Origin of the sequence: Massilimicrobiota sp. An80 (assembly GCF_002159255.1) — a bacterium.
Lineage (GTDB): Bacteria > Bacillota_I > Bacilli_A > Erysipelotrichales > Coprobacillaceae > Allocoprobacillus > Allocoprobacillus merdigallinarum.
The window spans coordinates 1-24,673 of sequence record NZ_NFHI01000014.1; the positions used below are offsets into that span (position 1 = coordinate 1).

30 protein-coding genes are annotated in these 24,673 nt (G+C 31.6%); 7 read left to right on the top strand and 23 right to left on the bottom strand.

All coding sequences use genetic code 11. The annotated features are described in order from the left end of the window. Window positions 1-297 precede the first annotated feature (297 nt). Together B5G32_RS05400 and B5G32_RS05405 are read right to left on the bottom strand one after the other, a co-directional pair. Entirely contained in the window at window positions 298-705 is a 408-nt protein-coding gene (locus B5G32_RS05400; RefSeq protein WP_087297525.1) for a hypothetical protein, read from the bottom strand. 1 nt (window position 706) lies between these two features. Then, the gene (locus B5G32_RS05405; RefSeq protein ID WP_087304349.1) at window positions 707-1,732 is read right to left on the bottom strand and encodes an amidase domain-containing protein; all 1,026 of its coding nucleotides are present in this window, start codon (window positions 1,730-1,732) and stop codon (window positions 707-709) included. Between the two features lie 186 nt (window positions 1,733-1,918). Here B5G32_RS05405 and B5G32_RS05410 point away from each other — a divergent pair, with 186 nt between their 5' ends. Further along, window positions 1,919-2,212: a hypothetical protein gene (locus B5G32_RS05410; protein ID WP_087244274.1), complete on the top strand. Its 294-nt coding sequence runs from the start codon at window positions 1,919-1,921 to the stop codon at window positions 2,210-2,212. A gap of 33 nt (window positions 2,213-2,245) precedes the next feature. On the opposite strand, the gene B5G32_RS05415 is transcribed toward B5G32_RS05410, so the two are convergent. The 8 genes from B5G32_RS05415 to B5G32_RS05450 form a co-directional block, all read right to left on the bottom strand. Continuing rightward, window positions 2,246-3,247: a DUF362 domain-containing protein gene (locus B5G32_RS05415; RefSeq protein ID WP_087936071.1), complete on the bottom strand. Its 1,002-nt coding sequence runs from the start codon at window positions 3,245-3,247 to the stop codon at window positions 2,246-2,248. Between the two features lie 112 nt (window positions 3,248-3,359). Continuing rightward, window positions 3,360-3,989 (bottom strand): NAD(P)-dependent oxidoreductase, encoded by a 630-nt coding sequence (locus B5G32_RS05420; RefSeq protein ID WP_087936072.1) that lies wholly within the window; start codon window positions 3,987-3,989, stop codon window positions 3,360-3,362. A 129-nt stretch (window positions 3,990-4,118) separates the two neighbouring features. Further along, window positions 4,119-4,925, bottom strand: a complete 807-nt coding sequence (locus tag B5G32_RS05425; RefSeq protein ID WP_087297522.1) for a Cof-type HAD-IIB family hydrolase — start codon at window positions 4,923-4,925, stop codon at window positions 4,119-4,121. Between the two features lie 45 nt (window positions 4,926-4,970). Beyond that, window positions 4,971-5,237, bottom strand: coding sequence for a hypothetical protein (locus B5G32_RS05430; RefSeq protein WP_087297521.1), 267 nt, complete (start codon window positions 5,235-5,237; stop codon window positions 4,971-4,973). Between the two features lie 17 nt (window positions 5,238-5,254). Further along, window positions 5,255-6,088, bottom strand: coding sequence for a PTS system mannose/fructose/sorbose family transporter subunit IID (locus B5G32_RS05435; RefSeq protein WP_087936073.1), 834 nt, complete (start codon window positions 6,086-6,088; stop codon window positions 5,255-5,257). 1 nt (window position 6,089) lies between these two features. Continuing rightward, window positions 6,090-6,932: a PTS mannose/fructose/sorbose/N-acetylgalactosamine transporter subunit IIC gene (locus tag B5G32_RS05440; RefSeq protein WP_087936074.1), complete on the bottom strand. Its 843-nt coding sequence runs from the start codon at window positions 6,930-6,932 to the stop codon at window positions 6,090-6,092. Window positions 6,933-6,957: 25 nt separating this feature from the next. Further along, window positions 6,958-7,449 (bottom strand): PTS sugar transporter subunit IIB, encoded by a 492-nt coding sequence (locus B5G32_RS05445; RefSeq protein WP_087244267.1) that lies wholly within the window; start codon window positions 7,447-7,449, stop codon window positions 6,958-6,960. A 14-nt stretch (window positions 7,450-7,463) separates the two neighbouring features. Then, window positions 7,464-7,886, bottom strand: coding sequence for a PTS sugar transporter subunit IIA (locus B5G32_RS05450; protein WP_087244266.1), 423 nt, complete (start codon window positions 7,884-7,886; stop codon window positions 7,464-7,466). A 410-nt stretch (window positions 7,887-8,296) separates the two neighbouring features. Between B5G32_RS05450 and B5G32_RS13675 the strand changes: the two genes are divergently transcribed. Beyond that, window positions 8,297-8,401 carry a DUF3990 domain-containing protein gene (locus B5G32_RS13675; RefSeq protein WP_143746597.1) on the top strand — a complete coding sequence of 35 codons (105 nt, stop codon included), beginning with the start codon at window positions 8,297-8,299 and terminating at the stop codon, window positions 8,399-8,401. 45 nt (window positions 8,402-8,446) lie between these two features. Further along, on the top strand, window positions 8,447-8,773 hold the full coding sequence (locus B5G32_RS05455) for an NADAR family protein (protein ID WP_239386200.1): 327 nt from the start codon (window positions 8,447-8,449) through the stop codon (window positions 8,771-8,773). A gap of 302 nt (window positions 8,774-9,075) precedes the next feature. Here the strand turns inward: B5G32_RS05455 and B5G32_RS05460 are convergent, their stop codons facing one another. From B5G32_RS05460 to B5G32_RS05490, 7 genes are all read right to left on the bottom strand, one after another. Next, window positions 9,076-10,362, bottom strand: a complete 1,287-nt coding sequence (locus B5G32_RS05460) for an ABC transporter substrate-binding protein (protein ID WP_204209638.1) — start codon at window positions 10,360-10,362, stop codon at window positions 9,076-9,078. Then, window positions 10,355-11,029, bottom strand: a complete 675-nt coding sequence (locus B5G32_RS05465) for a response regulator transcription factor (RefSeq protein WP_087244262.1) — start codon at window positions 11,027-11,029, stop codon at window positions 10,355-10,357. Before B5G32_RS05465 ends, B5G32_RS05460 begins: the two co-directional genes overlap by 8 nt. Before the next feature lie 20 nt (window positions 11,030-11,049). Next, window positions 11,050-12,339 (bottom strand): sensor histidine kinase, encoded by a 1,290-nt coding sequence (locus B5G32_RS05470; protein ID WP_087936076.1) that lies wholly within the window; start codon window positions 12,337-12,339, stop codon window positions 11,050-11,052. Next, window positions 12,339-13,292: a sugar ABC transporter substrate-binding protein gene (locus B5G32_RS05475; protein WP_087936077.1), complete on the bottom strand. Its 954-nt coding sequence runs from the start codon at window positions 13,290-13,292 to the stop codon at window positions 12,339-12,341. The genes B5G32_RS05470 and B5G32_RS05475 overlap by 1 nt, the downstream gene beginning before the upstream one ends. 144 nt (window positions 13,293-13,436) lie before the next feature. Further along, a complete protein-coding gene (locus B5G32_RS05480; protein WP_087936078.1) occupies window positions 13,437-14,873 on the bottom strand; it encodes a 6-phospho-beta-glucosidase in 1,437 nt (478 codons plus the stop codon). 221 nt (window positions 14,874-15,094) lie between these two features. Further along, window positions 15,095-15,676, bottom strand: a complete 582-nt coding sequence (locus B5G32_RS05485; RefSeq protein WP_087936079.1) for a PTS sugar transporter subunit IIB — start codon at window positions 15,674-15,676, stop codon at window positions 15,095-15,097. A 16-nt stretch (window positions 15,677-15,692) separates the two neighbouring features. Further along, the gene (locus tag B5G32_RS05490; RefSeq protein ID WP_087936080.1) at window positions 15,693-16,799 is read right to left on the bottom strand and encodes an aldo/keto reductase; all 1,107 of its coding nucleotides are present in this window, start codon (window positions 16,797-16,799) and stop codon (window positions 15,693-15,695) included. Window positions 16,800-16,997: 198 nt separating this feature from the next. Between B5G32_RS05490 and B5G32_RS05495 the strand changes: the two genes are divergently transcribed. Continuing rightward, entirely contained in the window at window positions 16,998-17,591 is a 594-nt protein-coding gene (locus B5G32_RS05495; protein WP_087936081.1) for a MurR/RpiR family transcriptional regulator, read from the top strand. Between the two features lie 31 nt (window positions 17,592-17,622). On the opposite strand, the gene B5G32_RS05500 is transcribed toward B5G32_RS05495, so the two are convergent. The 4 genes from B5G32_RS05500 to B5G32_RS05515 are packed head-to-tail and all read right to left on the bottom strand — an operon-like array spanning window position 17,623 to window position 21,550. Continuing rightward, the gene (locus tag B5G32_RS05500) at window positions 17,623-18,336 is read right to left on the bottom strand and encodes an SDR family NAD(P)-dependent oxidoreductase (RefSeq protein WP_087304364.1); all 714 of its coding nucleotides are present in this window, start codon (window positions 18,334-18,336) and stop codon (window positions 17,623-17,625) included. A 10-nt stretch (window positions 18,337-18,346) separates the two neighbouring features. Continuing rightward, window positions 18,347-19,495 (bottom strand): MFS transporter, encoded by a 1,149-nt coding sequence (locus B5G32_RS05505; RefSeq protein ID WP_239386201.1) that lies wholly within the window; start codon window positions 19,493-19,495, stop codon window positions 18,347-18,349. 12 nt (window positions 19,496-19,507) lie between these two features. Continuing rightward, window positions 19,508-20,323, bottom strand: coding sequence for an aldo/keto reductase (locus B5G32_RS05510; RefSeq protein WP_087936082.1), 816 nt, complete (start codon window positions 20,321-20,323; stop codon window positions 19,508-19,510). A 36-nt stretch (window positions 20,324-20,359) separates the two neighbouring features. Next, window positions 20,360-21,550, bottom strand: coding sequence for an MFS transporter (locus B5G32_RS05515; protein WP_087936083.1), 1,191 nt, complete (start codon window positions 21,548-21,550; stop codon window positions 20,360-20,362). Window positions 21,551-21,800: 250 nt separating this feature from the next. Between B5G32_RS05515 and B5G32_RS05520 the strand changes: the two genes are divergently transcribed. Beyond that, a complete protein-coding gene (locus B5G32_RS05520; RefSeq protein WP_087936084.1) occupies window positions 21,801-22,631 on the top strand; it encodes a histidinol-phosphatase HisJ family protein in 831 nt (276 codons plus the stop codon). Window positions 22,632-22,662: 31 nt separating this feature from the next. Here the strand turns inward: B5G32_RS05520 and B5G32_RS05525 are convergent, their stop codons facing one another. Continuing rightward, window positions 22,663-23,277, bottom strand: coding sequence for a family 16 glycoside hydrolase (locus B5G32_RS05525; RefSeq protein WP_204209640.1), 615 nt, complete (start codon window positions 23,275-23,277; stop codon window positions 22,663-22,665). Window positions 23,278-23,479: 202 nt separating this feature from the next. Between B5G32_RS05525 and B5G32_RS05530 the strand changes: the two genes are divergently transcribed. Continuing rightward, window positions 23,480-23,809, top strand: coding sequence for a winged helix-turn-helix transcriptional regulator (locus B5G32_RS05530; RefSeq protein ID WP_087244251.1), 330 nt, complete (start codon window positions 23,480-23,482; stop codon window positions 23,807-23,809). 42 nt (window positions 23,810-23,851) lie between these two features. On the opposite strand, the gene B5G32_RS05535 is transcribed toward B5G32_RS05530, so the two are convergent. Next, a complete protein-coding gene (locus B5G32_RS05535; protein ID WP_158093978.1) occupies window positions 23,852-24,358 on the bottom strand; it encodes a TetR/AcrR family transcriptional regulator in 507 nt (168 codons plus the stop codon). Between the two features lie 157 nt (window positions 24,359-24,515). Between B5G32_RS05535 and B5G32_RS14270 the strand changes: the two genes are divergently transcribed. Beyond that, entirely contained in the window at window positions 24,516-24,650 is a 135-nt protein-coding gene (locus B5G32_RS14270) for a hypothetical protein (protein WP_255374748.1), read from the top strand. Window positions 24,651-24,673: the final 23 nt, after the last annotated feature.

Sequence of the window (24,673 nt, forward strand, 5' to 3'; positions counted from 1 at the left end):
TGCGGATGTGAAATGGAACTTGACGGATACATATTAAGTGAAATAGCGGAGGCTGATGGAGATGATGAACTGTCATGCATCTGCATGAAATGTGGAAAAGGAACAATGCACCAGGTCAAGAAATGATATATCTGGTTACGTTTTTGCATGCAGAAAAATAGAGTAATGCTGGTGCATTACTTTTTATTTTGCTCATTGTTAATATTTGCTTTAAGCGTTTATCAACCAAACGAAACCAAATTCCTATAATATAAAAAAGGTAGTTAGAAATAACTACCAATTGATTTTTTGAAACTATTAAACATATCCACCATCAATCCATTCCCAAGTCGCCTCTGCAGTCTTTCCGGCTATATACATATAATCAAAATAATAGTGATTATTGCCTAATTGCTCAGGAGCATTGAAAAACGAAGTCTTAAATTCCACATAGACGATTATCACTTCTCGATAACTGCCTTTTTTGACATACTCAGCTTCCATTTCTTTGCTTTTATTCTCGTCATAATACACGCTATAGACTTTTGAATTATCGTTCTTATAACTTTTGATGGCGTCGTCCATAATCATATGGACATCTTCTTCTTTATGTGTTTCGTTATAACGAATTTCTTTTTTTGTTTTGATGGGTTGATTCAAAAACATAGCAACAAGTGATATAGCGACAATCAGTCCTAATATGATTCCTTTTGTTTTATTTTTCATACTATATTCTTAATCTTACATATAATCCTTTCTTTAAATCCTTCCAACCTTTCTGAGAAGCTTTTGCAACATAATTTGGAGTATGTTGTGCAATCGTCACATCATAATATCCGGCTGATGTTTTAGGTCCGTCAGCAACAACATATGCACAATGGTCATAATGGCCATCTCCACCCCAATCAGCTCCTATAATATCTCCTGCTTTAAGACTCTTAGATATTGAAGCAAAGTTAGGATATCCATTTTTAGCTCCTGTTTTCATATACCAGTATAAAACAAAAGCATGTGCATTTACCCAGGTTCTTGTATAAGGTTTCCATGTGTTATTTGTTTTTATTCCTCCAGCAACTAAAATCTGTGAAACAAAGTTTGTACAATCTCCCCTATTATCTCCTTGATAATACTTATACTTTTTTGTATTTGGTTTATCGCCATATACCCTTGCGTATCTATTTTGCTGCATGATTCTTCTATCTCTTGCACTTATACTTCTTGGAGCCATTCTTAAAGTTGCATTTGAATTTATAACCTTTTCAATGACTGGACTCGTGTATGGTAACAATATCACTAATTCATCAAATTGATAATCTTTTTGATTATATAGACTTAATATTTCTTTGTTCATAATATGATTTCTACAGACTGTAAAAAATTGACTTAAAATCTTAAGCTGTTTATCTTGAGCCACTTCATCTATTGTATATAACTTTTCGAATTCCTCTGCATATTTTTCACAATTATGAATCGTTAATTCTGATAAGTCGATTTTATCCTGATTATAGGATTTCATGATAGCTATAGCATTATCAAAATTCTTAAACTCCCAATATAACGGATTCGTCGTTCCCTTCAATTCAATACTTTTTTCATTGATTACAGGAATAATCTCATTCAATTCTAAATATGGATTATTTATGGTGTTTTCTGTATACTGTATGGCAGGATTTTCATTTGAAGCCATAACGTTTCCGATTGTTATTGAAAACACCATGATACCTGATAAAATCATCGTAAATACTTTCTTCATTGTTTTTCTCCTTTCCACTTTATAAATTCATATTATTATAAAAATGTGGATAATAGATGGAAAAAATATGAAAGTTTTATGAACAATTTTTTTGATAAATTTCATACAACAAGCATTTAATGTGATATACTATTCCTTGCCACAGGAGTCTCATAGACTCCTTTTGTTGTTGGCGGAGGGAAAATATTGTCAGTTAAACTTATTAATTCTATTATGGTAGAAAAGAATAATATCAATCTAGGACTTTCATTATATTTACATACAGATAAAGACAATAAACAGCACTTTGTCTATTATACAGACTATCTAGGATATGGAACCGATGAAGGAAAATATAGTCCTGTCATAGAGAAGACTATACACTTGGATAATCCGGATAATATGAGCGAAGAAGATTATGCTCAACGTATGGAAAGATATGTCAACGATATGAATAATATGTCCTTTGATGATGTTCTTTCATTGATTGCCTGTGCATAAAAAAAGTTCAAGGAAAAACTCCCTGAACTTATATTACTTTGTAAAAGGAACAACATCTTTAACAGCATCTTCTAAAGAGATTTGTTGATCATCATGATCCACATCAATAAGAAGATATTTATCATTTCCCATGTGTAATTCTTTCATATATGATAATTGACGTAAACCATGACGTGTTTCTATTCTTTCAACCAAATCATGATGGTCTTCTTCTTTCATGGCATAGACTAAATCTACTGATGCCTGATCAATCGCAAGGATATCTAATGAAGCTAAGATACCAACATTTGGTGTGACAACTGGTGCTGCAGCTGTTCCTTCACAGTCGCAAGAAACAGACATATTACGCATCACATTGATAAAGACAATCTGATCTCCAAAGTGATCAACAACAGCTTTTGCTGATTCTGTCATACGTTCCATAAATTCTTCTTTCGCAATATCCCACATATCATCAGAACCAGGTGTGGTATGAATCATGGCTTTTCCAATACGTCCATCAGCACAGCCAATACCAATATTTTTATTGGATCCTCCAAAACCACCTTGTGTATGTCCTTTAAAATGCGTTAAAACAAGCATAGAATCATAGTTCACAATGTTCTTTCCCATTGTCATATGATCAAACCATTTTCCATCTTTCACCGGTAAATCGACTGTTCCATCAGCATCCATAATATCAACTGGGCAGAATGTCCATCCATTCACTTTTAATGTTTCAAGATGCTGATCTGTTGTATAACGATCTCCTTCATAATACGTATTTGTTTCCACAATTGTCGCATCTGGTAACTGTGTTTTGATTAACTCTTCTACCCATGGACGAGGAATAATATTAGGTCCATGTTGTTCTCCTGTATGAAGTTTCACTGCAACTTTTCCATTTAAATGTTCCTGAATACGATTATAAACTTTTAATAATCCTTTTGCTGAAAGATCTCTTGTAAAATAAACGATAGATTCTTTTCCACTTCTTTCATTATAAGGTACATAATGATTTCCATTTGTTCCTGGAATAGGTTTTTGATTTGACATCTTCTTTCCTCCTCTCAATATGGATATTCTTAAAATTCTATTTCCATTAATCAAATTATAGCACTCATAAAAAAGATAAACAAGATACGAAAAAAGTCCGAAATGATCGGACTTATTTTCTCACAACACTGATTCTTTGTTGGATATGATTTCCTTTTGTAATTTCATCTACCATTGCAATAACATAGTCAGCATATGAAATAATGCTTTCTCCTTTTTCATTCAATGTCAATTCTTCTCCACCTAAAATATATTGACCTGTTCTTTCTCCTTCAGCCTGGAAATCTCCTGCTGGACTGATAAATGTCCATTTGACATCATATCTTTCTCTTAATTCATCTAAAGCTTTTCCTTGTGCAGAAGCTAATGGTTTGAATTCTGCAGGGAAATCTTCACCATCCATAACCTGTAATGTATGCTCTTTATTCATATATAAACTTCCTGCACCACCAACAATACATAATCTGATGTCTGTTCCAGATAAAATATCACATAAATGTCTTAATGACGTACTATGTCCTGGAAGGTCTTCTGGAGCCCATGCACCAAATGCATCTACCACAACATCAAAACCAGCTAAATCTTCCTTTGTTAAATCATATAAATCTTTTTTAATCACATGAGGGGCAACACTTTGATTATCTTCTCTAACAACGGCTGTTACATCCAACCCTCTTTCTACCGCTTCCTTAACAACTAATCTTCCAACTCTTCCGTTGGCACAAACAACTGCAATTTTCATAAGTTTTCCTCCTTTGTTTTGTTGTAACTTTTCTTATTACAACTTTATTATATATCCGCTTTGTTGTAACATCAATAGTTACAATAAAATAATTTTATTATTTTTTCCGTCAAAAAAACATGAAATGTATTACATCCCATGTTCTTCCTTTTTATCTAAACTTTTTAAAGCATGATAAATGCCATCATGATTATTATCCTGAGTGACTCTTCCGACTTTCTTTTGAATATCTACAGGAGCATTCCCCATTGCCCAGCCATAGCCAACTTCCATCAACATATCTAAATCATTATACTGGTCGCCAAATGCAACAACATTTTTTAATGGTATACGCCATAATTGACAAAGCTTTTGAACTGCTTTGGCTTTATTAATTCCTAAATCTACAATTTCAATCAGAATATCAGAAGATCGAACAATCGTACATTGAGGAAAAGCTTGTTGGAGATGTTGTTCGATGGTGAAAATATCTGATGAATGACAAATGCAAAGAATTTTATGAACTGTTGATAATGTCTGTAAGTCTTCTAGAGTGGCTTCTAAAGATTGTGCTTTCACTATACTTTCTTCTCTTAAAATACGCTCATCATGACGACTTTTAACAAACCATTGATCAAAAGAATAAACACACCATGCGACATCAAATGTTTCCAGTTCTTTTAAAACTTGTAATGCTGTTGTCGTGACCATACCTTTTTCTGCTAAAATATATCGCTGCTGATCCATAACCAAAGCTCCATTATAGGCAATAATTGATGCTTTCAATTGATAATCTTTAAGTATAGGGAAAATACCTGATGGACTACGTGCTGAAACCACAACAAAAGGAATATTTCTTTCCATCAATTGATGAAGTGCTTTTTGTGTCAATGGTGTGACTTGATGATTTTGATTTAAAAGTGTTCCATCAACATCACTAAAAATAGCCTGATACATAATATTTCTCCTTTATACAAAAAGGGATTGTTTAATAACAATCCACTATTTGATCTGATTAATGATTTTTTGAACGTTATCATATCCGTTTTTATAGCCAAGTCCTACAAGAGCACAAGAGAGGATGCTGATAATCAAAAGTATAACTCCTAGAACTTGTATAAATGGATGAATGGATGAACCAAATAGAACAAGAACGAAAGAAATTGAAGAAAATATAATAAGATTTCTTAACCATTTTTTTAAATGATTTAACATTTTTGTTTGATATTGTACTTCTGCTATATATGCTTTTTTCAGTTTGGCATCCATGATATCGTCTCCTTTGATTAATATTGTAAACCTGGATTAAAGAATCCAACTAATACACCAACAAATGCAATCACAACAAGTAATAACATAACTTTGATTGGTGACATTTTTCTTTTAGCAAGTAAATACCAGCAAAGCATAACAAATGCTGCCGTTAAAAATCCTGGATAAACACTATCCAAAGTTTTTTGTAAATTCAAGTATGGTTCTGTGGCCCCTTCAGCTGTCAAAGTAAAACTTGTTGAAACTGATACCCAAGTTGCTGCTACAGCCCCAATAACAATACCACCTAACATTGTAATTGACTCTCTTAAAGCCTCTCCTTGAGGTCCAACTAAGAAATCAACGGCTTTCCCACCTAATTCATATCCTTTGAAATATAAGAATTTCATTCCAAAGTAAGCAAATAAGTTCCAAACAATGATATAGAAGATAGCTCCTAAAGGTGATCCCCCATCAGACATTCCTAATGCAACGCCTAATAAAATAGGAATGACTGTACCAACAACTAATGAATCTCCAATTCCGGCTAAAGGTCCCATTAACCCAGCACGTAAACCATTAATTGTTTCATCATCTACATCATCACCATTGGCACGCGCTTCTTCCAAACCAGCTGTCATACCAACAATGACTGAACCAATTTGTGGTTCTGTATTAAAGAAAGCTGTATAAGTTTGCATAGCTTTGGCTTTATCTTCCTGTTTGTCATACAATTCATTAACAACAGGAAGCATTGAACATAAATATCCAAAAGTTTGCATATGTTCCTGAGAGAAACATGTTAAGTTTCCATAATACCAATTATGAAATGACTTTGTCAGAGTCTTTTTTGTTAATTTCTTTTCCATCTTAAATATCCTCCTCGTCATCATCATCAGCTTCTGATGCAGCTGCTGGCTTATTGATTGCTAACATTTTAATACGATAGTTAATTAAAGCAAACATTCCGGCAATCACTGTTGCAGATACAAGGTTAATACCTAATGCTGCTGCTAGAGTAAACCCAAAGAAGAATGGAATAAAGTCAACTGCTTTTGTTGCAATCTGTTTCAATAAAATCGCAATTCCAACACATGGAAGTAATGATCCAACAGTAAATAATGTCATCATTGCAATACCATCCATTGGTAAATAATTTTTAATTAATTCTACCATTGGAGCTCCCATCTTACACATAATCAAAGTTGGGATAAATGAACAAAGAATATGTGAAATCCAAGGTAATCCCATATTGACAACATATAATTTATTGAAATCACCTTTTTCTACAGCACGCCATCCTATATGTTGCCATACAAGATTGATTGTTGCTGTTCCATAAAACAAAACAGTTCCTAAAGTTCCAACCATTGTTCCAAATGAAGTTGCCATAGCTTGTCCATCTGCACTTCCGGCATCTAAACCATAGCTCTTTAATGCAATCATAGCTAGTGGAATTCCAATGTAACTTACAGCACGAACGTCAGCTGAAACAGTTCCTCCAGGTGTAACTAAAGCAATATAAACGACTTGCATCGCTACCCCAACTAAAATACCTGAATAAATATCTCCTAAAATAATACCACATACCAATCCACCAATTAATGGTCTACCTAAGGTGTAGTTACCAATTGATGTTCCACCTAAACCTGGCATACTTGATAAACAGGCAAAGAGTCCAAGTAAGGCAGCTTGAATCCAACTAATTTCCATAATAATGAAACCTCCCCTTTATTTTTTAATATCCAAATTTTCCTTTAAAATCATCCCATGTTCCAATAGAAACATCTGGTAATAAGGCAAATTTGATTTTATAACCAGCTTTAGCAATTTTCTCGAAAGCATCTGCTTCTTCTTGTGTAATAGACTGGTTATTTCCTAATTTGACTGCCCCTTCTCGATCATTACATGGTCCAACAATGACTGTATCAATACCACATTTGAACCCTTGATCCACTAAAATTTTACACATATCAACTGGGTTTTTAGTAATCAAGAAATATCTTGTATCACTATCTAAAACCTTTTGTGCCTTTTTTTGAAAGTCATCCAATGTCCAGACAAATGTTTTCTTTCCACTGGCAGCTTTATAAGCAGCTTTTAACACATCATTTTTAGCTGCTTTATCATTCACAGCAATCAATCCATCACATGGATATTCACGAGCCCAACGTGTACATGTTTGCCCATGAATCATACGATCATCAATACGAATAAATGAAACTGACATATTATTCTCCTCCTTTAAATATCATCTTCATCATCATTAACAACTTTAAATTCTTTTAAAGCACTTTGTGCTTCATTTAAAACTTGTACAACAAGGTCATCACGTGCCATTGTATCTTTCATCAATACTGTTGTTAAAGCAAGTGGTAAATTCATTCCACCTATTGTTGTACAATGTTCACTTAATCCTTTTTCAGCGATTACATTCATAGCTGTTGTCAGTGGAGATCCACCAATCAAATCACCTAATAAAATGATTTCATCATCTTGATGAATACCCTCAATAACATGTGAAAATTCTTCAGCGAATTCATCAGCACTTTTTCCATTTTTTAAACCAGCTGATAAAACATCATCACGTTCTCCTGCTAACATGGAAAGTGCATCTTTTAATCCATCAGCAAATTGTCCATGACTTACCAAGACTAAGTATTTCATTTCTTTTTTCCCCTCCTCTTTTTGACACCATTATTGTATCAATTAAGCCCTTTCATTCCATCTGTCTATTGTCACATTTTTATCATGACAGATGATAGAAACAAATATGACATTTGTCATGCTTTTTTAATAAATTTCTTTTCTTAACAATTAACTCTTGTACTCAACAAAAACATATAGCAAAATTATCCATAAGAAGAATGAATTGTTATTATAGAATGGGATATTTTATCAATATAAATCTCATCATGAAATATTCAAAGTAATTAACAAGAAAGATGAGAAAACACTCATATTTATACAACAAGATGGAGCTATGTTATTGCTGTCATCAATGACTTTCCACATAGATAAGTTTTCAGTATAGTTTTATTATTATTAACTCAGTTGAAAAGAAAGGAACAGATCATATGACGAAAATTATTTTATATCATGGAAGTCCTCATAAAATGATTAAACCTACTTATGGCTATGGAGAAGATAAGCATGATTATGGTAGAGGATTTTTTACCTAACTGATAATTTAGAATTAGCAGTCAAGAAAGTGGGTGAATACTAATATGGATTTTGTTTTCTTTCATAACCCAGATGAAGAAAATGGATATTTAAGCAATTGGTACATATCACAGTTTACTATACATGATATGTCCTTTTCTTCTATGGAACAATACATGATGTATATGAAAGCTAAATATTTTCATGATCATGAAATAGCTGAAAAAATACTATCTACTGATAATCCTGCCACTATCAAAGCGTTAGGAAGAGAAGTTTCCAATTATAATGAATCTTATTGGAATGGTATCAGGCAAATTATTATTTATGAAGGTTTATTAGCTAAATTTTCACAAAATGAACAATTAAAAATAGAATTATTAAACACATAAGAAACTATATTGGCTGAATGCGCTGTTGGCGATAAAATCTGGGGTATTGGTTTGTCAATGAATGATAAAAAAAGATATGATATGTCTTATTGGAAGGGTAAAAATTGACTAGGATATAGTCTTATGATGGTGAGAAACAAAATAAGAGAAAGCCTCTAATTACAGATACAAAAGAATATAATAATGAAATATAAAAAGAGATTTCTTAAATGATAGCGTAAAATCATTGTTGAAATCTCTTATTTTTTCATGACTCATTATAAATCATAAACAAGTTAGAAAAATATACAATTTTTGATGCTTTATTCTCTTAAATATTCATTAACTTCATTTTGTAAAGACATTAATGATAAATCTAAATCTTCATTATTTTGTATCATCTGTTGTATCAGTGTATCCATCATTGTTAGAGTGGCATTATATTTTCGAAATTGATTTTGATTCATAGCATTTTCCATAACATCATTCAACAAGCTTAAATCAACTTGCGTATCTCCTAAGGATTCTTCGTTGAGTAGACTTAATGCTTCAGTTGATTGAATAACAGTTTTTAAAGATGATATTCCCTGTGAATAGCGAAAAAGACTTTCTTGCGTTTCTTGATCATATGTTAGTAGTTTTAAAAAATCCCAGGCCTGCTGTCCATAAGATGTACGAGCAGAAATACCCATCAATAATGAAGACACTTCACTACGACTTTCTGTCATCCCAGGCATAGGAACACAATCCCATTCAAACTGAGAATATTTTTGAACACGATAAGGATAAGGCTTATAAGTACGATATTGTGCAAAAGGCATCGGAGAAAATGCCACCTTCCCTGTATCAAAATCCTGAGAAGTCACTGTATAGCCTTTATTCAATTGATTCAATCTCTGAATGAAAGCAATCGCATTTTTTACAGGTTCCTGGTTTAAATAACATGTCTGACCTGTTTCATCAAACAAACTAACTTCATGACTATAAACAGAGTCTAACCAATCATAATTATAACAACCATATTGGTCAATCTGTCCATCATTATTCGTATCTTTTGTTACTTGTTGACAGATATTATAAAAATCATCTAAAGTCCAGTCATTACTTGGAAGATCTATATTTTCTTTTTGCAGTAATGTTTGATTCACAAACATTAATGTTGGATTACTTTCATAAGGCAAAGCATACTGATGATGCTGATATTGCCCTGCAAGCAAGGCGTTTTCATAGTAATCATCACTATGAAACTGACTATCTTTTTGCATAAAATCATCTAAGTTCTTTAATGCACCTAGCGCACTTAAAGTATTAAAATCTTCACTTAAGACCATAAAGATATCTGGTTCTTCTCCTTTTAAATATTGAGCAGATAACCATTCTGAATAATCATCTTTTAAAAGACCACTTTCATATTCAATATGAATATCAGGATTTTCCTCTTCATATCTTTCAATAGCCTGATCAATAATTTTATAACAATCACCATTAGGTACATCCCAGTTACTTCCAGCAAAAATACCAACTTTTAAAGTTATGCGTTGAGGGCGCCAAACAACACATAAAAGACATCCCAATACAACCAGTATACAGACTATCTTTTTTCTACTCATCGCTAAAATCCTTTGTCGTAATACCTGTTTGTACCGCCCATATTGCCAGTTGTGTACGATCTCTTAAATTTAATTTAGATAAAATCGAACTTAAATAATTTCTTACTGTTCCTTCTGATAGAAAAAGCTTTTGTGCTATTTCTTTATTGGATAATCCAAATGCAACTTGTTGAATCACTCGCCATTCAGGATGACTAATATCTTGAATAGCCTCTTCATCAACCTGAATTGCATAATTATTTTGTGTCATTTTAGAAAACATGCTGAAAACTTTCGTGGCAATATCGGGATTAATCATAGCTCCACCACTATTCACAGTGACAATAGCCTGATAAAGCTCATCCATTCCTACACCTTTCAATAAATAACCACTCGCTCCATATTTAAGCGCACTAAATACGAAATCGTCATCATCAAATGTTGTCAAAATAATAATTTTTGTTTGAGGATATTTTTCCTTCACAATTTTTGTACAGTGAACACCATCCATTCCTGGCATACGAATATCCATCAAAATGACATCAGCTGTTTCTTGTTCAAGAATATGAATCACTTCAAACCCATCCGATGCAACATCTACAACCTGGATATCTTCATGTGTCCCTAATACAATTTTTAAAGATTCTCTAATCAATTCCTGATCATCTGCAATAATCACTTTAATCATTATCTGTCCTCTCCCCTTACTTATACTGGTATTTTAGCGATTGTCAAAAAGCCATGATGACCATCAAACTCTACCTGACCATTAATAACCGCAAGACGTTCTCTCATTTGTGTTAAGCCAAATCCATAATGGACATGATCACAACCAATTCCATTATCTTGTATTTTGAGATATAAGAAATGATTTTCCTGATAAAGATGAATATGAACTTCTGTCGCATGTCCATGACGCAAAGCATTCGTAATAGATTCCTGTATAATTCTAAATAAAATTTCTTCTTTTGTTTTTTCCAGATCTATATTTTCTAGTTCATACTCTAATGCAATCGTCAGATCACTTACACTAGAAAATTCTCCTATCATACGTTCTATAGCTTCTTTTAAACTATGTTCTTCTAAAGCTCCTGGTCTTAACTTATTTAAAGAATTACGAACATCTTTAATGCCCTGCCTGACAACTTTTGAAATAACTTGTAGCTGCGCTTTCGTTGCTTTAGGATTTTGATCAATCATCGCAATACAAGCATCCACTCCTGCTGCTATTCCCGTCAAGGCATGACCTAAAGTATCATGGATTTCTCTAGCCAGACGTTTTCTTTCATTGTTTTCTCCAATTTTTTCGGTAATGGCTGCATAATTTTCTAATTCTTTATTCACCTGATGCACCATATCCAATTCTTGAGAAATATGCTGATTCTTTTGTATTTCATCTACCAGATAAACAATCATAAAAGCAATAAACAATATCATATTGAGCGTTTCTAAACATGACTTACTCATCATAAAGATACCATTAATTTGTGATCCATAGATTTGAAAATATTCATTTATACTTGTCAATGGAAAAATAGCCGAAAAAACATCATAACTAGATATTAAATAAGCCACAACCAAAACCCAAATAAACCACTTAGAATATCTTCCATCTCTTAAATGAAATATACAATCACAAAAAACAAGCAACAAGATACCATTATATCCCATATACAAAAAATAAATCAAAGTAAAACTAACAATCATTTCAATAAAACTATAAATAAAATTGAGTCTTTTATGCGCAATTACTTTTTCACTACGACTATACATAATAAAGATAAATATACCATACAACATCAATGAACCAAAAAATGCAACAATGGGCTGATGTGGAAGATGCGTAATCCGATCTAAAAAATCCCTAGCCAAACGTGTGGAAACAATATATTGCGTTGTCAAAAGAATAACACTGCCATAAAAAACAACAATCAACATATTCAATATCGTCATTGCATTTCTTAAAAATGATAATAAACGCTGATAAGAATATTGCATTATTGCCACCCCGTTTCATCATACATTTCAATATTATCTTCATTAATCAGTTGAACAGGTATGACAACTTCATTTTCAATATCTTTTCCTGCTAAGTATTCATACATTTTTTCTGCTGCCAGATGCCCAATAGAAATAGGTGATTGAGCGACTGTTCCAGCTATCATTGCATGACTACCTATAAGTGTTTTCATATCAGGTGTTCCATCAACTCCATAAACAACTGTATTTTCCTGATGATGTGCTTCCAATGCAGCCAAAGCTCCTAAAGCACTTGGATCATTCAATGCCATGACAACATCAATATTTGATTGACGCTGTAATATATCTTCCATTAAAGGCATCGCCAGTTCTACCTGTCCTTCACACTCACCTTCATCTACAACTTGATATTGTGATAATCCATCTATTGTATCTAAAAAACCATCTATACGATCTTTCGCAGATTTGACATTTGTATGTTTCAACAAAACAATGCGCGCAGAATCAAATCTTTTCATCATATCATTGGCACATTGTACCCCTGCATCATAATTATCTGAAACAATTGTACAATTCACAAGTTCTTCATTTTTAACAGGTGCATCCACAACAATAACAGGTATTCCAGCTTGATGAGCCGCTTCTAATGCTGGTGTAATTTTCTCAGAATCAATGGGATTAATAAAAATACCATCTACATGATAATCAATAAATGAGTATATCTGTTCTATTTGTTTATCCACATCTAAAGCAGGATCTCTGACAAGAAGCTGATCGCCATTGTCTTCTATTGCTTTCAATAACTCATTGTTGATAACTTCATAAAAAGGATTATTCATTGTCATGTATGTCACACCAAATATGCGATTTTGTGTATTAGGATATTGATAATGATAATAAATAATGCCTATCATCAATGCTCCAATGATGCCTAATATCACTATTAATGATTTTAAATTGTTTTTAACCATGATTTCACCACTTTTCCCATAATTCTATCTTATCTATTTTTTTAAATATTCTCAATAATAAATATTTTCAAGTCTATGATTTTTTACAAAAAAAGCTCCAAGAAAATCTTGGAACCTCTTTTTAATATTGTATTCTCTTTTTGATTAATCTAAATCCTCACCATTAGAAGCAATGACTTTCTTATACCAGTCATAAGAATCTTTTTTACTTCTTTCTAATGTTCCATGTCCTTCATTATCTCTATCTACATAAATAAATCCATAGCGTTTTTTCATTTCTCCTGTTGTAAATGAAATACAGTCAATACATCCCCATGGTGTATATCCCATTAAGTCTACTCCATCTTCTTCTACTGCTTTCTTCATTTCTTCAATATGTGCTCTTAGATAGTCAATTCGATATGGATCATGGCATGAACCATCTGCTTCTTTAACATCTATTGCGCCAAATCCATTTTCTACAATGAATAATGGTTTTTCATATCTTTCATAGAAAATATTCAAGGCATATCTTAATCCTTCTGGATCAATAGCCCATCCCCAGTCAGAAACTTTGACATATGGATTTTCTACACTGTATTCACTAGAACCATCTGTTGCCTTAGAAACATCTTTATGCGCTGTTGAATCTACAGTGTTTGTCATATAATAACTGAATCCAATATAATCCACTGTTCCCTCTGCTAAGATTTTTTTATCTTCTTCTGTAATATCAATATCAAATTCTTTTCTTTCAAACATCTTTAAAGCATAAGCTGGATAATGTCCTCGACATTGGACATCACAGAAGAACCAGCGATCATGCATCATTTGTACTGATAACACCATATCCGCAGGACGACAAGAGTATGGATAAATAGGAACCATGGCTATCATGTTTCCAATCTTGAAATCAGGATTGATTTCCTTACCTGCTTTGACAGCTAGAGCACTGGCAACTAGGGTATGATGAGCGCATTTATACATGGCTTCCTCTGGATTATCATAATCTCCAAAATGAGCTCCACTGTTTGTCCATCCGAAGATATCATTCTTATAATTCATCTGATTGTTGATCTCATTGAAAGTCATCCAATATTTGACTTTATCTTTATATCTTTCAAAGCAGACCTTTGCGAATTTCACAAAGAAATCAATTGTCTTTCTGTTCATGAATCCACCATATTCTTTGGCTAAATGATATGGCATTTCAAAATGAGATAAAGTAATAACGGGTTCAATACCATATTTTAATAATTCATCAAAAACATCATCATAGAACTGTAATCCTTCTTCATTAGGTTCTTCTTCATCACCCAATGGAAAGATACGTGTCCAGGCAATAGATGTTCTAAAACATTTAAAGCCCATATCAGCAAACATGGCAATATCTTCTTTATAATGATGATAGAAATCAATCCCAACATGATTAGGATAGTATTTTCCTTCAATCACACCATCCGTAATTTCTCTAGGTACGCCATGTGCTCCTGCTGTCATGACATCTGCGACACTTAAACCTTTTGATGTTTCTAAAACACCACCTTCAAATTGATGGGCAGCTAAAGCTCCACCCCATAAAAAATCCTTACTTAATACCATCTTCTTTCTCCTTTCCTCATATAAAATATAAGCTTATAATTTTATTATAAGTATATTTCTATTGATATCAATATCTTTTCATCTTATTAGTTTTTTAAGCCCAACAAAACCATCTATAATGGAAATATTTGATAAGATGAACACATAATTTTAACAAAATAACAGAAGAAAATCATATAAACATATATTCAATTATGATTATTACGCATCGTTAAAAACATCTATACAAAAATACTTTCTAAAGTATGATTAACATTTCCTGTCGCAAAATCTAAGGCTTCTACTTCCATAACCTTTTTGCCAAACTTTCTTTTTAAATTTGGATACATATAAGCCACTTGAGGTGCTAATAAAATGATATCATAATCATTTGCTACATCTTCTACATTCATTATTGGATAAGCATCCACAAAGATATTTTGTTGAGCCTGTTGCATTAAAGAAGCATAATAATGACTTGTTAAACCTGATGTACAACAGATTAATATTTTTAAAGAGGAAAGTTTTAAAGAGGAATTTACTTTATTGTGATGATTTTCATCTTTTAGAAATTGGAAGAAAGAGAGAATGTTTTTTCTGGTTGATAAAATATCCATCATTTCAAAATGTAAATAAAACACATTCTTTTCAGTCCATTTATCCTCAATAGACAATTCCATCATGTTAAACTCTTTATAAAATATGATATGAGCATGATACTTATCATTACAAAAACACACAATATTCTTGTCATGACAGACATGTGCATTTTTCATTGTGCTCACCCAGCGATAAAAATAACGAAATAAATAATCACGACTCATGATTCCATCTCCTTTTCTATGAATCAAAAACTTCTGATACTTCTTTGAGTAAAGATATAATCTCTAAGTGCTGTGGACAGACACTTTCACATTGTCCACATGCAATGCAAGCTTTAGCGGGTTGATAATCTCCTGTGCTATGATCTTTATAATAAATCTGATAGCGTCTATTTTCGCCATACATTTTGGCACTGTTATAAGCTGTAAATAAATCCGGTATTTGAATATGCATTGGACAGCCTGGTGTACAGTAACGACATTTTGTACATGGAATAGTTGGATATGATAAGACTTGATCTGTAACTTGCTTGATCAATTTGGCTTCTTCATTATTGATTTTTTCAAAATGAGTCATCGTATCCAGATTATCATTCATCTGTTGTGCATTAGACATACCTGATAAAATTGTCATAACACCATCTAAGGATGCAACATAACGCAAAGCCCATGACGCTATAGATTTTTGAGGAGCGTAGTCCTTATATATTTTTTCAATATCATCAGAAAAGCTTGCCAGTGTTCCACCTTTGATAGGTTCCATCACAACAATGGGTTTATGATGTTTTCTAGCTACTTCATAATTTCTTCTTGATTGAATCACTCCATTTTCCCAATCTAAATAATTAAGTTGTAACTGTACAAAATCTATTTCAGGATGCTCTGTTAAAACTTTGTCTAAAAAATCAGCATCATCATGAAATGAGAATCCCATATATTTGATTTTTCCCTGCTTTTTCATTTCTTGAATAAAATCAAAACACTGATATTTTTCATATGTTGGATAATGACTCTTTTCAACACTATGCAATAGATAGAAATCAAAATAATCAACACCCGTTCTATTTAATGATTCCTGAAAAATCCTTTCAACATCTTCCTGACAAGCTAATTTCCATGCAGGAAGCTTATCTGCTAATGTATAAACATCTCTAGGATACTTTTCAACTAAAGTTTGACGAATAGCTTCTTCACTTCCTTCATACACATAAGCCGTATCAAAATAGTTAAATCCTCTTTCCATATAAGAATCAACCATTCTCTGGACTTCATCTAACTTGATTTGACCTTGCTTGTCTTTTGGTAATCTCATTAACCCAAAACCTAATTTTGAATTTGATAACATACGATTCCTCCTTATCATTTTTATAAGCACTTTTATCATATTGATTTTAGATTCATTAAACAATGGTATTTCATTGAAATAAAATTCCATTTACAAATAAGTTGTTTTTAATACGCAATTATGTAAATTCATTTTGAATCTTTGGGTGATTCTAGAGTCCTTAAAAAATTATGCTATGATAAAAATGAGGTGATATCCATGTTAATTAGAGAACGATTAGAAAGATGTGACTTTTCTCATAGCGAAAGAGTCATTATTGATTTTATTTTAAAAGAAAAAATGAAAATTAAGGATATGACAACCAAGGATATAGCAAACGCTACATATACTTCACCTTCTACTTTAATCAGAATTGCACATAATATGTCTAGAATCCAAAAGAAAGTCACGATCTGTCATCTGCAAGGAGAACTGGTTTATAGTGCTATGAATGCTGAACCTCAATCTTGTGCTATTATTGTTTCTTATTCAGGTGAAACACCCATTCTTTCAAGAGTCATTCAAGCTTTAAAAGCCAATGGCATTCCCATCATCGCTTTAACAAACATCGGTGAAAACACTGTTTCTAAACATGCAGATGTGGTTTTAAGAATTTGTACAAGAGAAAAGCTTTATTCAAAGATTGCGACTTTTTCTACTGATATTTCTTTTGAATATATATTAGATTTACTTTATTCCTGCATCTTTGCATTAAACTATGATCAAAACGTAGAAAGAAAAACAAAGATTTCTTCAATGATTGAAAAAGGACGTTTTTCAACCATTGATATTATGAAAGAAGATGAATTTTAAAAAAGATATAGCCATTGCGCTATATCTTTTTCTATCCCTTATATTCCCATCCATGTTCTCCATGATAAATCATCTGTTTTGTCATACCGCCATCAATACAAATGTTTTCACCAGTGATAAAACTAGCTTTATCACTACATAAAAATAAAACCATATGCGCAATATCTTCAACTTTCCCAATACGTTTGACAGGATGTTGTAAAACATCTGCTCCCTGATAAACTGTCTGGTCTGATTCTGTTTGAATCCATCCCGGTGAAATAGAATTCACACGCACTTTTCCAGCTAAGGACATGGCTAAACTATGCGTTAAGGCATGAATACCACCTTTAGCCGCACTATAACTTTCACTTTGAGGCTGACTCATCCCATCTCTTGATGAAGAAATATTGATAATACAACCTCCTTTACGAAAATCATCTTGAAACAATTTCGTCAAATAAAACGGAGCAGTGACACCAACAGATAAAGCATATTGAAATTCATCATAACTACATTCTTCAATTCCTTTAAACAGTGGTTTTGCGTTATGAATCAAATAATCTATATGCCCATAATCATCAATCACTTTTTGATGAAACTGTTCTAAAATATCTTGACTGCCAACATCACCCTGAAAATAATCATTCTTTTCAGTATCTATAATGCAAACATGCGCTCCTTCTTTTTGAAACATTTCAGCAATGCATTTCCCAATACCTTTAGCGCCACCTGTCACAACCACAACCTTATCTTGAAATTCCATAAAAAACCTCCTAATCAAATAAATGTTGATGATTTCCACTTGGTATTCTATAAAAGATACAAATCACCATACCCACTATAGATAATAAACATAGAATTAAATAAAATATATCATATGAATAAAAATCAATCAAATATCCAGCAACAAACTGAAACACAATAGAGCCAAAATTACGACATGTCTGAACAAGGGCTAAGGCACTCATCTGATGTTTCATATCCACAATTGTTGCGACAATTTTTAAATTCAACATGATAAATAACATTGTGGAAACTGCTTTTGTACATATTGATACAATGATTACAATCATTGCCTGTTTTATAAAGGAATAAGTAAAAAACTGTATCGTTAGTAATAAAAATATACCGATAAGTAATTGTTTATTAGTTAATCTGTTCATATAATACTGTGAAAAATAAATAATCGGTAGTTTAGAAAGAGTCAAAATAAAAATCACTGTCGATATTGTATTCATTGATAATCCCAAATTTTGAAACATAGCTGGTAGGTAGGTTGTATTGGTATTTGTTATAGCATAGAACAGACATACAATAATTAAATAGATGATAAAATTCTTTTGAAATAAACCTGTTGTTTTTTCTTTCTTTTGGGTTTTAATCTGTTTTACATTTTGTGTGCCATAAATACCTATGACACATAAAATCAATCCTATCGTAAAGAATGCATACATAGCTTCTGGTGAAACATCATCATAAATAACACCTGATATCTTAGATGCAACCGCATAACCAATCGTTCCCCAAATTCTAATCTTTCCATAGGAAAAACGTGATAATGTTGCCATATTCTCAATAACAGGATTAGCCGCATTAAATAATCCTAAAGCTAAACTATAAATCAAAGCAATCATATAAATATTTTGAGCATAAATAAATATGATTCCTAAAACTGCTGCTAATAATAAAATCAACATATTTAATCTTTTTTGAGAATAATGATCATTGAAATAACCGACAATAGGTTGAATAATCATGGATAAAATAAATGAACATGAGACAACCATAGAAACTTGTGAAGCATGATAACCTTTATCCATCAAATAAACAGATATATATCCAGAAAAAACAGCTAATGAAAAGAAATAAAAGAAATACATGAGTAAATAACTGAAATAACTATTTTTATAATGTATACGCATAGACATTCTTCCTTAAAAATCAAAATGGTCTGGATCAGGTCCGGTTCTTTTATTTTGATTCAGTGCATTCATGATCTCCATTTCTTCTTTCGTTAATTCAAAATCAAACAAATCAATATTTTCTTCAATACGTTCTTTATGAACTGATTTAGGTAATACAACAATATGTCTTTGTAGTAACCATCTTAAAATAATCTGTGCTGTTGATTTATGATATTTATCAGCAATCATTTGAATAGCAGGCATATGTAAACAGGCTCCACTTCCTAGTAGTGACCAGGCTTCCAAAACAATTTTATTGTCCTGACAAAACTGTATAGTTTCTTCATCCTGCATTTGTGGATTGATTTCTATTTGGTTCACTGTTGGAATCTTATGAACCTGAGATAATAAATTTTGTAAATGTGATTTTCTAAAATTAGATACACCTATACTTTTGACAAGTCCTTTTTCTTTCAGTTTCTCCATTTCTAAATAAGCTTCAACATAACCCTCTACAGGCCAATGAATGAAATATAAATCTACATAATCCATCTGTAATTTCTGTAAACTTGTTAATAAAGCCTTGTGTGTATTTCCAGCTCTGATATCATCATTCCATAATTTTGTCGTAATAAAGATATCTTCTCTTGGTATTCCACTTTCTTTGACAGCCTCTCCAACAGCTTTTTCATTACCATAACAGGCTGCAGTATCAATATGACGATAACCCGCTTTTAAAGCATCTAAAACAGCCTGTTTTGTATCTTTTCCACTTTGCCATACACCTAAAGCAATAATAGGCATCTTTTGACAACAACATAATTTGACTTTTGTATTCTGATTCATTTTCATCTCTCCTTATTCTTCTCTCATTCCCAATTTCTAACTAAATAATCTTTTTTCATTTCCTCGATCAATCTTAAAGAAAATAACTAATAATAAACTGATCACCATACAAATCAGACAAATCATATAAAGATAAGAATATGAACTCATATCCAGTATGTATCCAGCTGCATTTTGAAAGATAATTGAAACTAGATTTTTTAATGTCGCGACAATGGCTAAAGCGGTAATCTGATGTTTTTCATCAATTAATGTATTCACAACTTTAAGATTAGTCATTATAAATAACATTCCAGCAGGATGCTTGACTAAAAAAGTGACAATCACAGTCATCCACATAGGCATGTCTAATCCATATACACCACATTGAACACAGACCATTGTCGTCGCAATCATTAATAATGTTTTATTAGATAAACGATCCATAAAATGACTAGATAATAATACAAGTGGTGCTTCACAAAAAACAGCAATAGATAAGACTGTCGATGTTATTCCTACATCTAATCCTTTATCTGTCAACATGGATGGAATAAATGTATTAGACATATAAGTCACACCATAAAACAGACCACAAATCAGTAAATAATATAAGAACTTTTTATTTTTTAATATTTCGCTTGTTTTGGCTGTATTGTCACGCTGTGATTGTTTTTGCATATGTGGTTGAGTTCCTAACAAACCAAGAATACATAAAAACATGGTGAAAACAAAAACAATAAAAATAGATTGTGGTGAAATACGTTCGTATAGAAGCCCAGCTAATTGTGAACCTAAAGCATAACCAATTGTTCCCCAAATTCTTATTTTTCCATATTGATAAGGGGATGCAGTCGCAATTTTTTCCATGATAGGATTGACACCATTAATGCTCATCAAAACAACACTGTAACTGATCATAATCATGATAAGATGACATGATAACATAAAAACAAGACCACCCACAATCGCAATGACAAATAAAATAGTATTCACTTTTTTGAGATTATACTGATCATTCCATTTACCAATGATGGGTTGTGTGATTAAAGATATTAAAAATGAGGCAGATACAACCAATGAAACCTCACTGGCTTTAAATCCCATGCCCATCAAATAAACTGAAATCAAAGCACTCAATAATGCCCATGATAAATAATAAAAATTATACATGAAAAAGTAACTTAAATAACTATTCTGATAACGTTGCCAAAGACTTACACTTTTATAATTTCTGATACTTTCCATAACTTTTCTCCTTTCTGCTTTTTTAATTTAACAAAAAGGATTTCATGATAAAAGACTTGAACGAAAGTTTCAAAACCTGTTTTAAAAAATAAAATGTATAAGCTTATATTTTGTAAATAGGATTTACAAAATATATTCTGAAAATAAAGAAATAATCTTGTTTTATTGAAAAATATTTGTCAGGAAGATGTTTTTAGCTTTCTATTTTATGTTTTTTTGATAAACTAGAAATAAAGATAGGAGGAATATTATGCTTTGTGATTATCATGTACATACTCACTATAGTGATGATAGTGAATATCTCATGGAAGATGTTGTGAAAGATGGTATTAATAAAGGATTATCAGAAATCTGTTTTACTGATCATGTGGATTATGGAATCAAGTATGACTGGGATGATCCACGAGCTTTTCAAAAAAGATATGAAACACTTTTAGCAAATGTCAATTATCCTGAATATGAAAAAGAAATTGATGAGTTAAAAGAAAAATATAAAGATCAGATGACATTGAAAATGGGACTGGAATTTGGTATTCAGACACATACAATTGAAAAATATCAAAAATTATTTCATGAATATCCTTTTGATTTTATTATTCTTTCTATTCATCAGGTAGAAGATCAAGAATTTTGGACACAGGATTTTCAAAAAGGCAAAACACAGCTTGAATATAATATGCGCTATTATCAGGAAATGCTTGAAGTTGTAAAAACATATAAAGATTATAGTGTTTTAGGACACATGGATTTGATTACACGTTATGATTTAAATGGTGTTATTGATTTTGCTTATATTCAAGATATTGTCAAAGACATTTTAGAGATTGTTATCAAAGATGGTAAAGGCATTGAAATCAATACTTCATATCATCGTTATGGCTTAAAAGATATGACCCCATCTCGAAATATTTTAAAGCTTTATAAAGAACTGGGTGGTCAAATTATTACAATTGGTAGTGATTCACATCAACCCGATCATCTCGGTGCTTATATTGAAGAAGCCAGAGAAGAACTTAAAAAATTAGGCTTTGAATATTATTGTACTTTTGATAAGATGCAACCTATATTTCATGAACTTTAAAAGCTAACCCCAGGGTTAGCTTTTCAAATAACTATTTGATATCAATTTTTAAATCTTTAAAGAAAGCTTCTGTTCCAATATCTACAAAAAATCCAACTGAACCTTTCAAATCTTTCCCATGTTTCATATCTTCTACAACAAGAATCAGCTTATCATTGATATAAAATGAAGCATGTTCATCTTCAATAACTGCTTTTAATTGAATCCATTCATTCAAATCAATATCAGCAGGTGCTTCATATTGTGTGATTTGATGATTTCTAAAATATTCAAAAGTATATTTTGGATATGAAAAATACTGGCATCCATGCGTTTTTCTCATAGGATCTTGACATTGTTTACCATTTGTTGGTCGTACATAAAATGACTCAAATTGCTTGTCATCATCTGTAATACGATAAGCAATACCTATAAATCCTCTTGCGAAATCTGGTGCATCAGGCAATAGACGACTTAACATTTTCACTTCGATTGTTCCATTGTGAAATGAAAAATCTTTTAATTTTGCATAAGTATTTTCATCAAATTCCATGATTTTTTCAACTTTGATAACTCTTAATACTTTTTCACCATCAAGTTCTACATTTTCAATATTTGTATGAACAGGTATAAAAGACTTTTTATTTAAATCCATTTGTTTTTCCATTGTTCTTCTCTCCTCTATCATAATATACTCCAAATTTGATAAATTTGTAAGTAGGCACTTTTTTGTGCTATAGTTACCAAAAAGTAGGAATTATAAAAAAATTGATTTTATGATTTGCATCATGATATGCTTATATCATATAATTCTTATATACATAACTTTTGGCATATATCATAAAAATTGACTATAAGGAGTGTTTAAAATGATCAAAAAAGAAAATTTACCTGAATGTCCTGTTGCGACAACTGTTCAACTTATAGGAAGTAAGTGGAAACTACTCATTTTAAGAGATTTGATGACTGAAAAAAAACGTTATAATGAACTAAGGAGATCATTAGATGGAATTTCTCAAAAAGTTTTAACTGCTACGCTTAAATCCATGGTAGAAGATGGTATCGTCATTAGAACGGCTTATCCTGAAGTACCACCAAGAGTTGAATATAGTTTAAGTGAAATAGGTGAATCGCTTCGTCCTATTATTGATATTATGGGACAATGGGGAACACATTATAAAGAAACTTTGCAAGAATAAAAGGAAAGTTCAAATGTTGAAAATAACATAAGAACTTTCCTTTTATATATGAGATTTATCTGTTTTTTGTGCTTCCATAAAAGCATAAATATCATCCGGACTTTCTTGCATGCCTCGTGCAATCCACTCTTTAATCCAGCCATAAATGCCATAAGTCATATAAGCGACTGCATAGGCTTCTGGATTAGATAATTGATTATCTTGAATCATTAATTTTTTTAAAGTATTTCTAAATAAATAAAATAAATCTTTTTGATAAAGTAAAATATAAAAATCTTTATAAGCTACCAAATGTTCAAATAAAGTTTTCATAATCAATTCAAAGGGCATCTGATCTTGAAGTTTCCATTCTTTGATAATTTTGTCAAGATATTGTTTTAAAATATCTTCTTTATCTTTATAGTTACGATAAAAAGAAACTCTCCCAACTTGAGCTTTTTCAGTAATTTCACTAATCTTTATATCCTTTAAATTTTTTGTATTTAAAAGTTCTAATAATGCTTTTGTCATTGCCACTTTGACATATTGATTTCTTTCATCATTATCCATGATGTAACACAATCCTCCTTTTCGTATCATTTTTTTAAATAACTTGAATAAGCCAATCAACCATGATACACTTGTTTCATTCGATGATACATATGTTTCATCAGAATTTTAACAAAATACAAACGATCTTGTCAAGATAGAAACGAAAGGAGAACATATGACTTTAACAAAAACACGTATAATGATTCTTTTGATTATTGCTATTATGGCTTTTGTATTAGGAAGATTAGCATTGAGAACTATTTTAAACTTACTTTTAGGTGGTACATTATTTGGAGGAAACTTTTTATGAGTTTAAAAAAGGGAGGCCGCAAA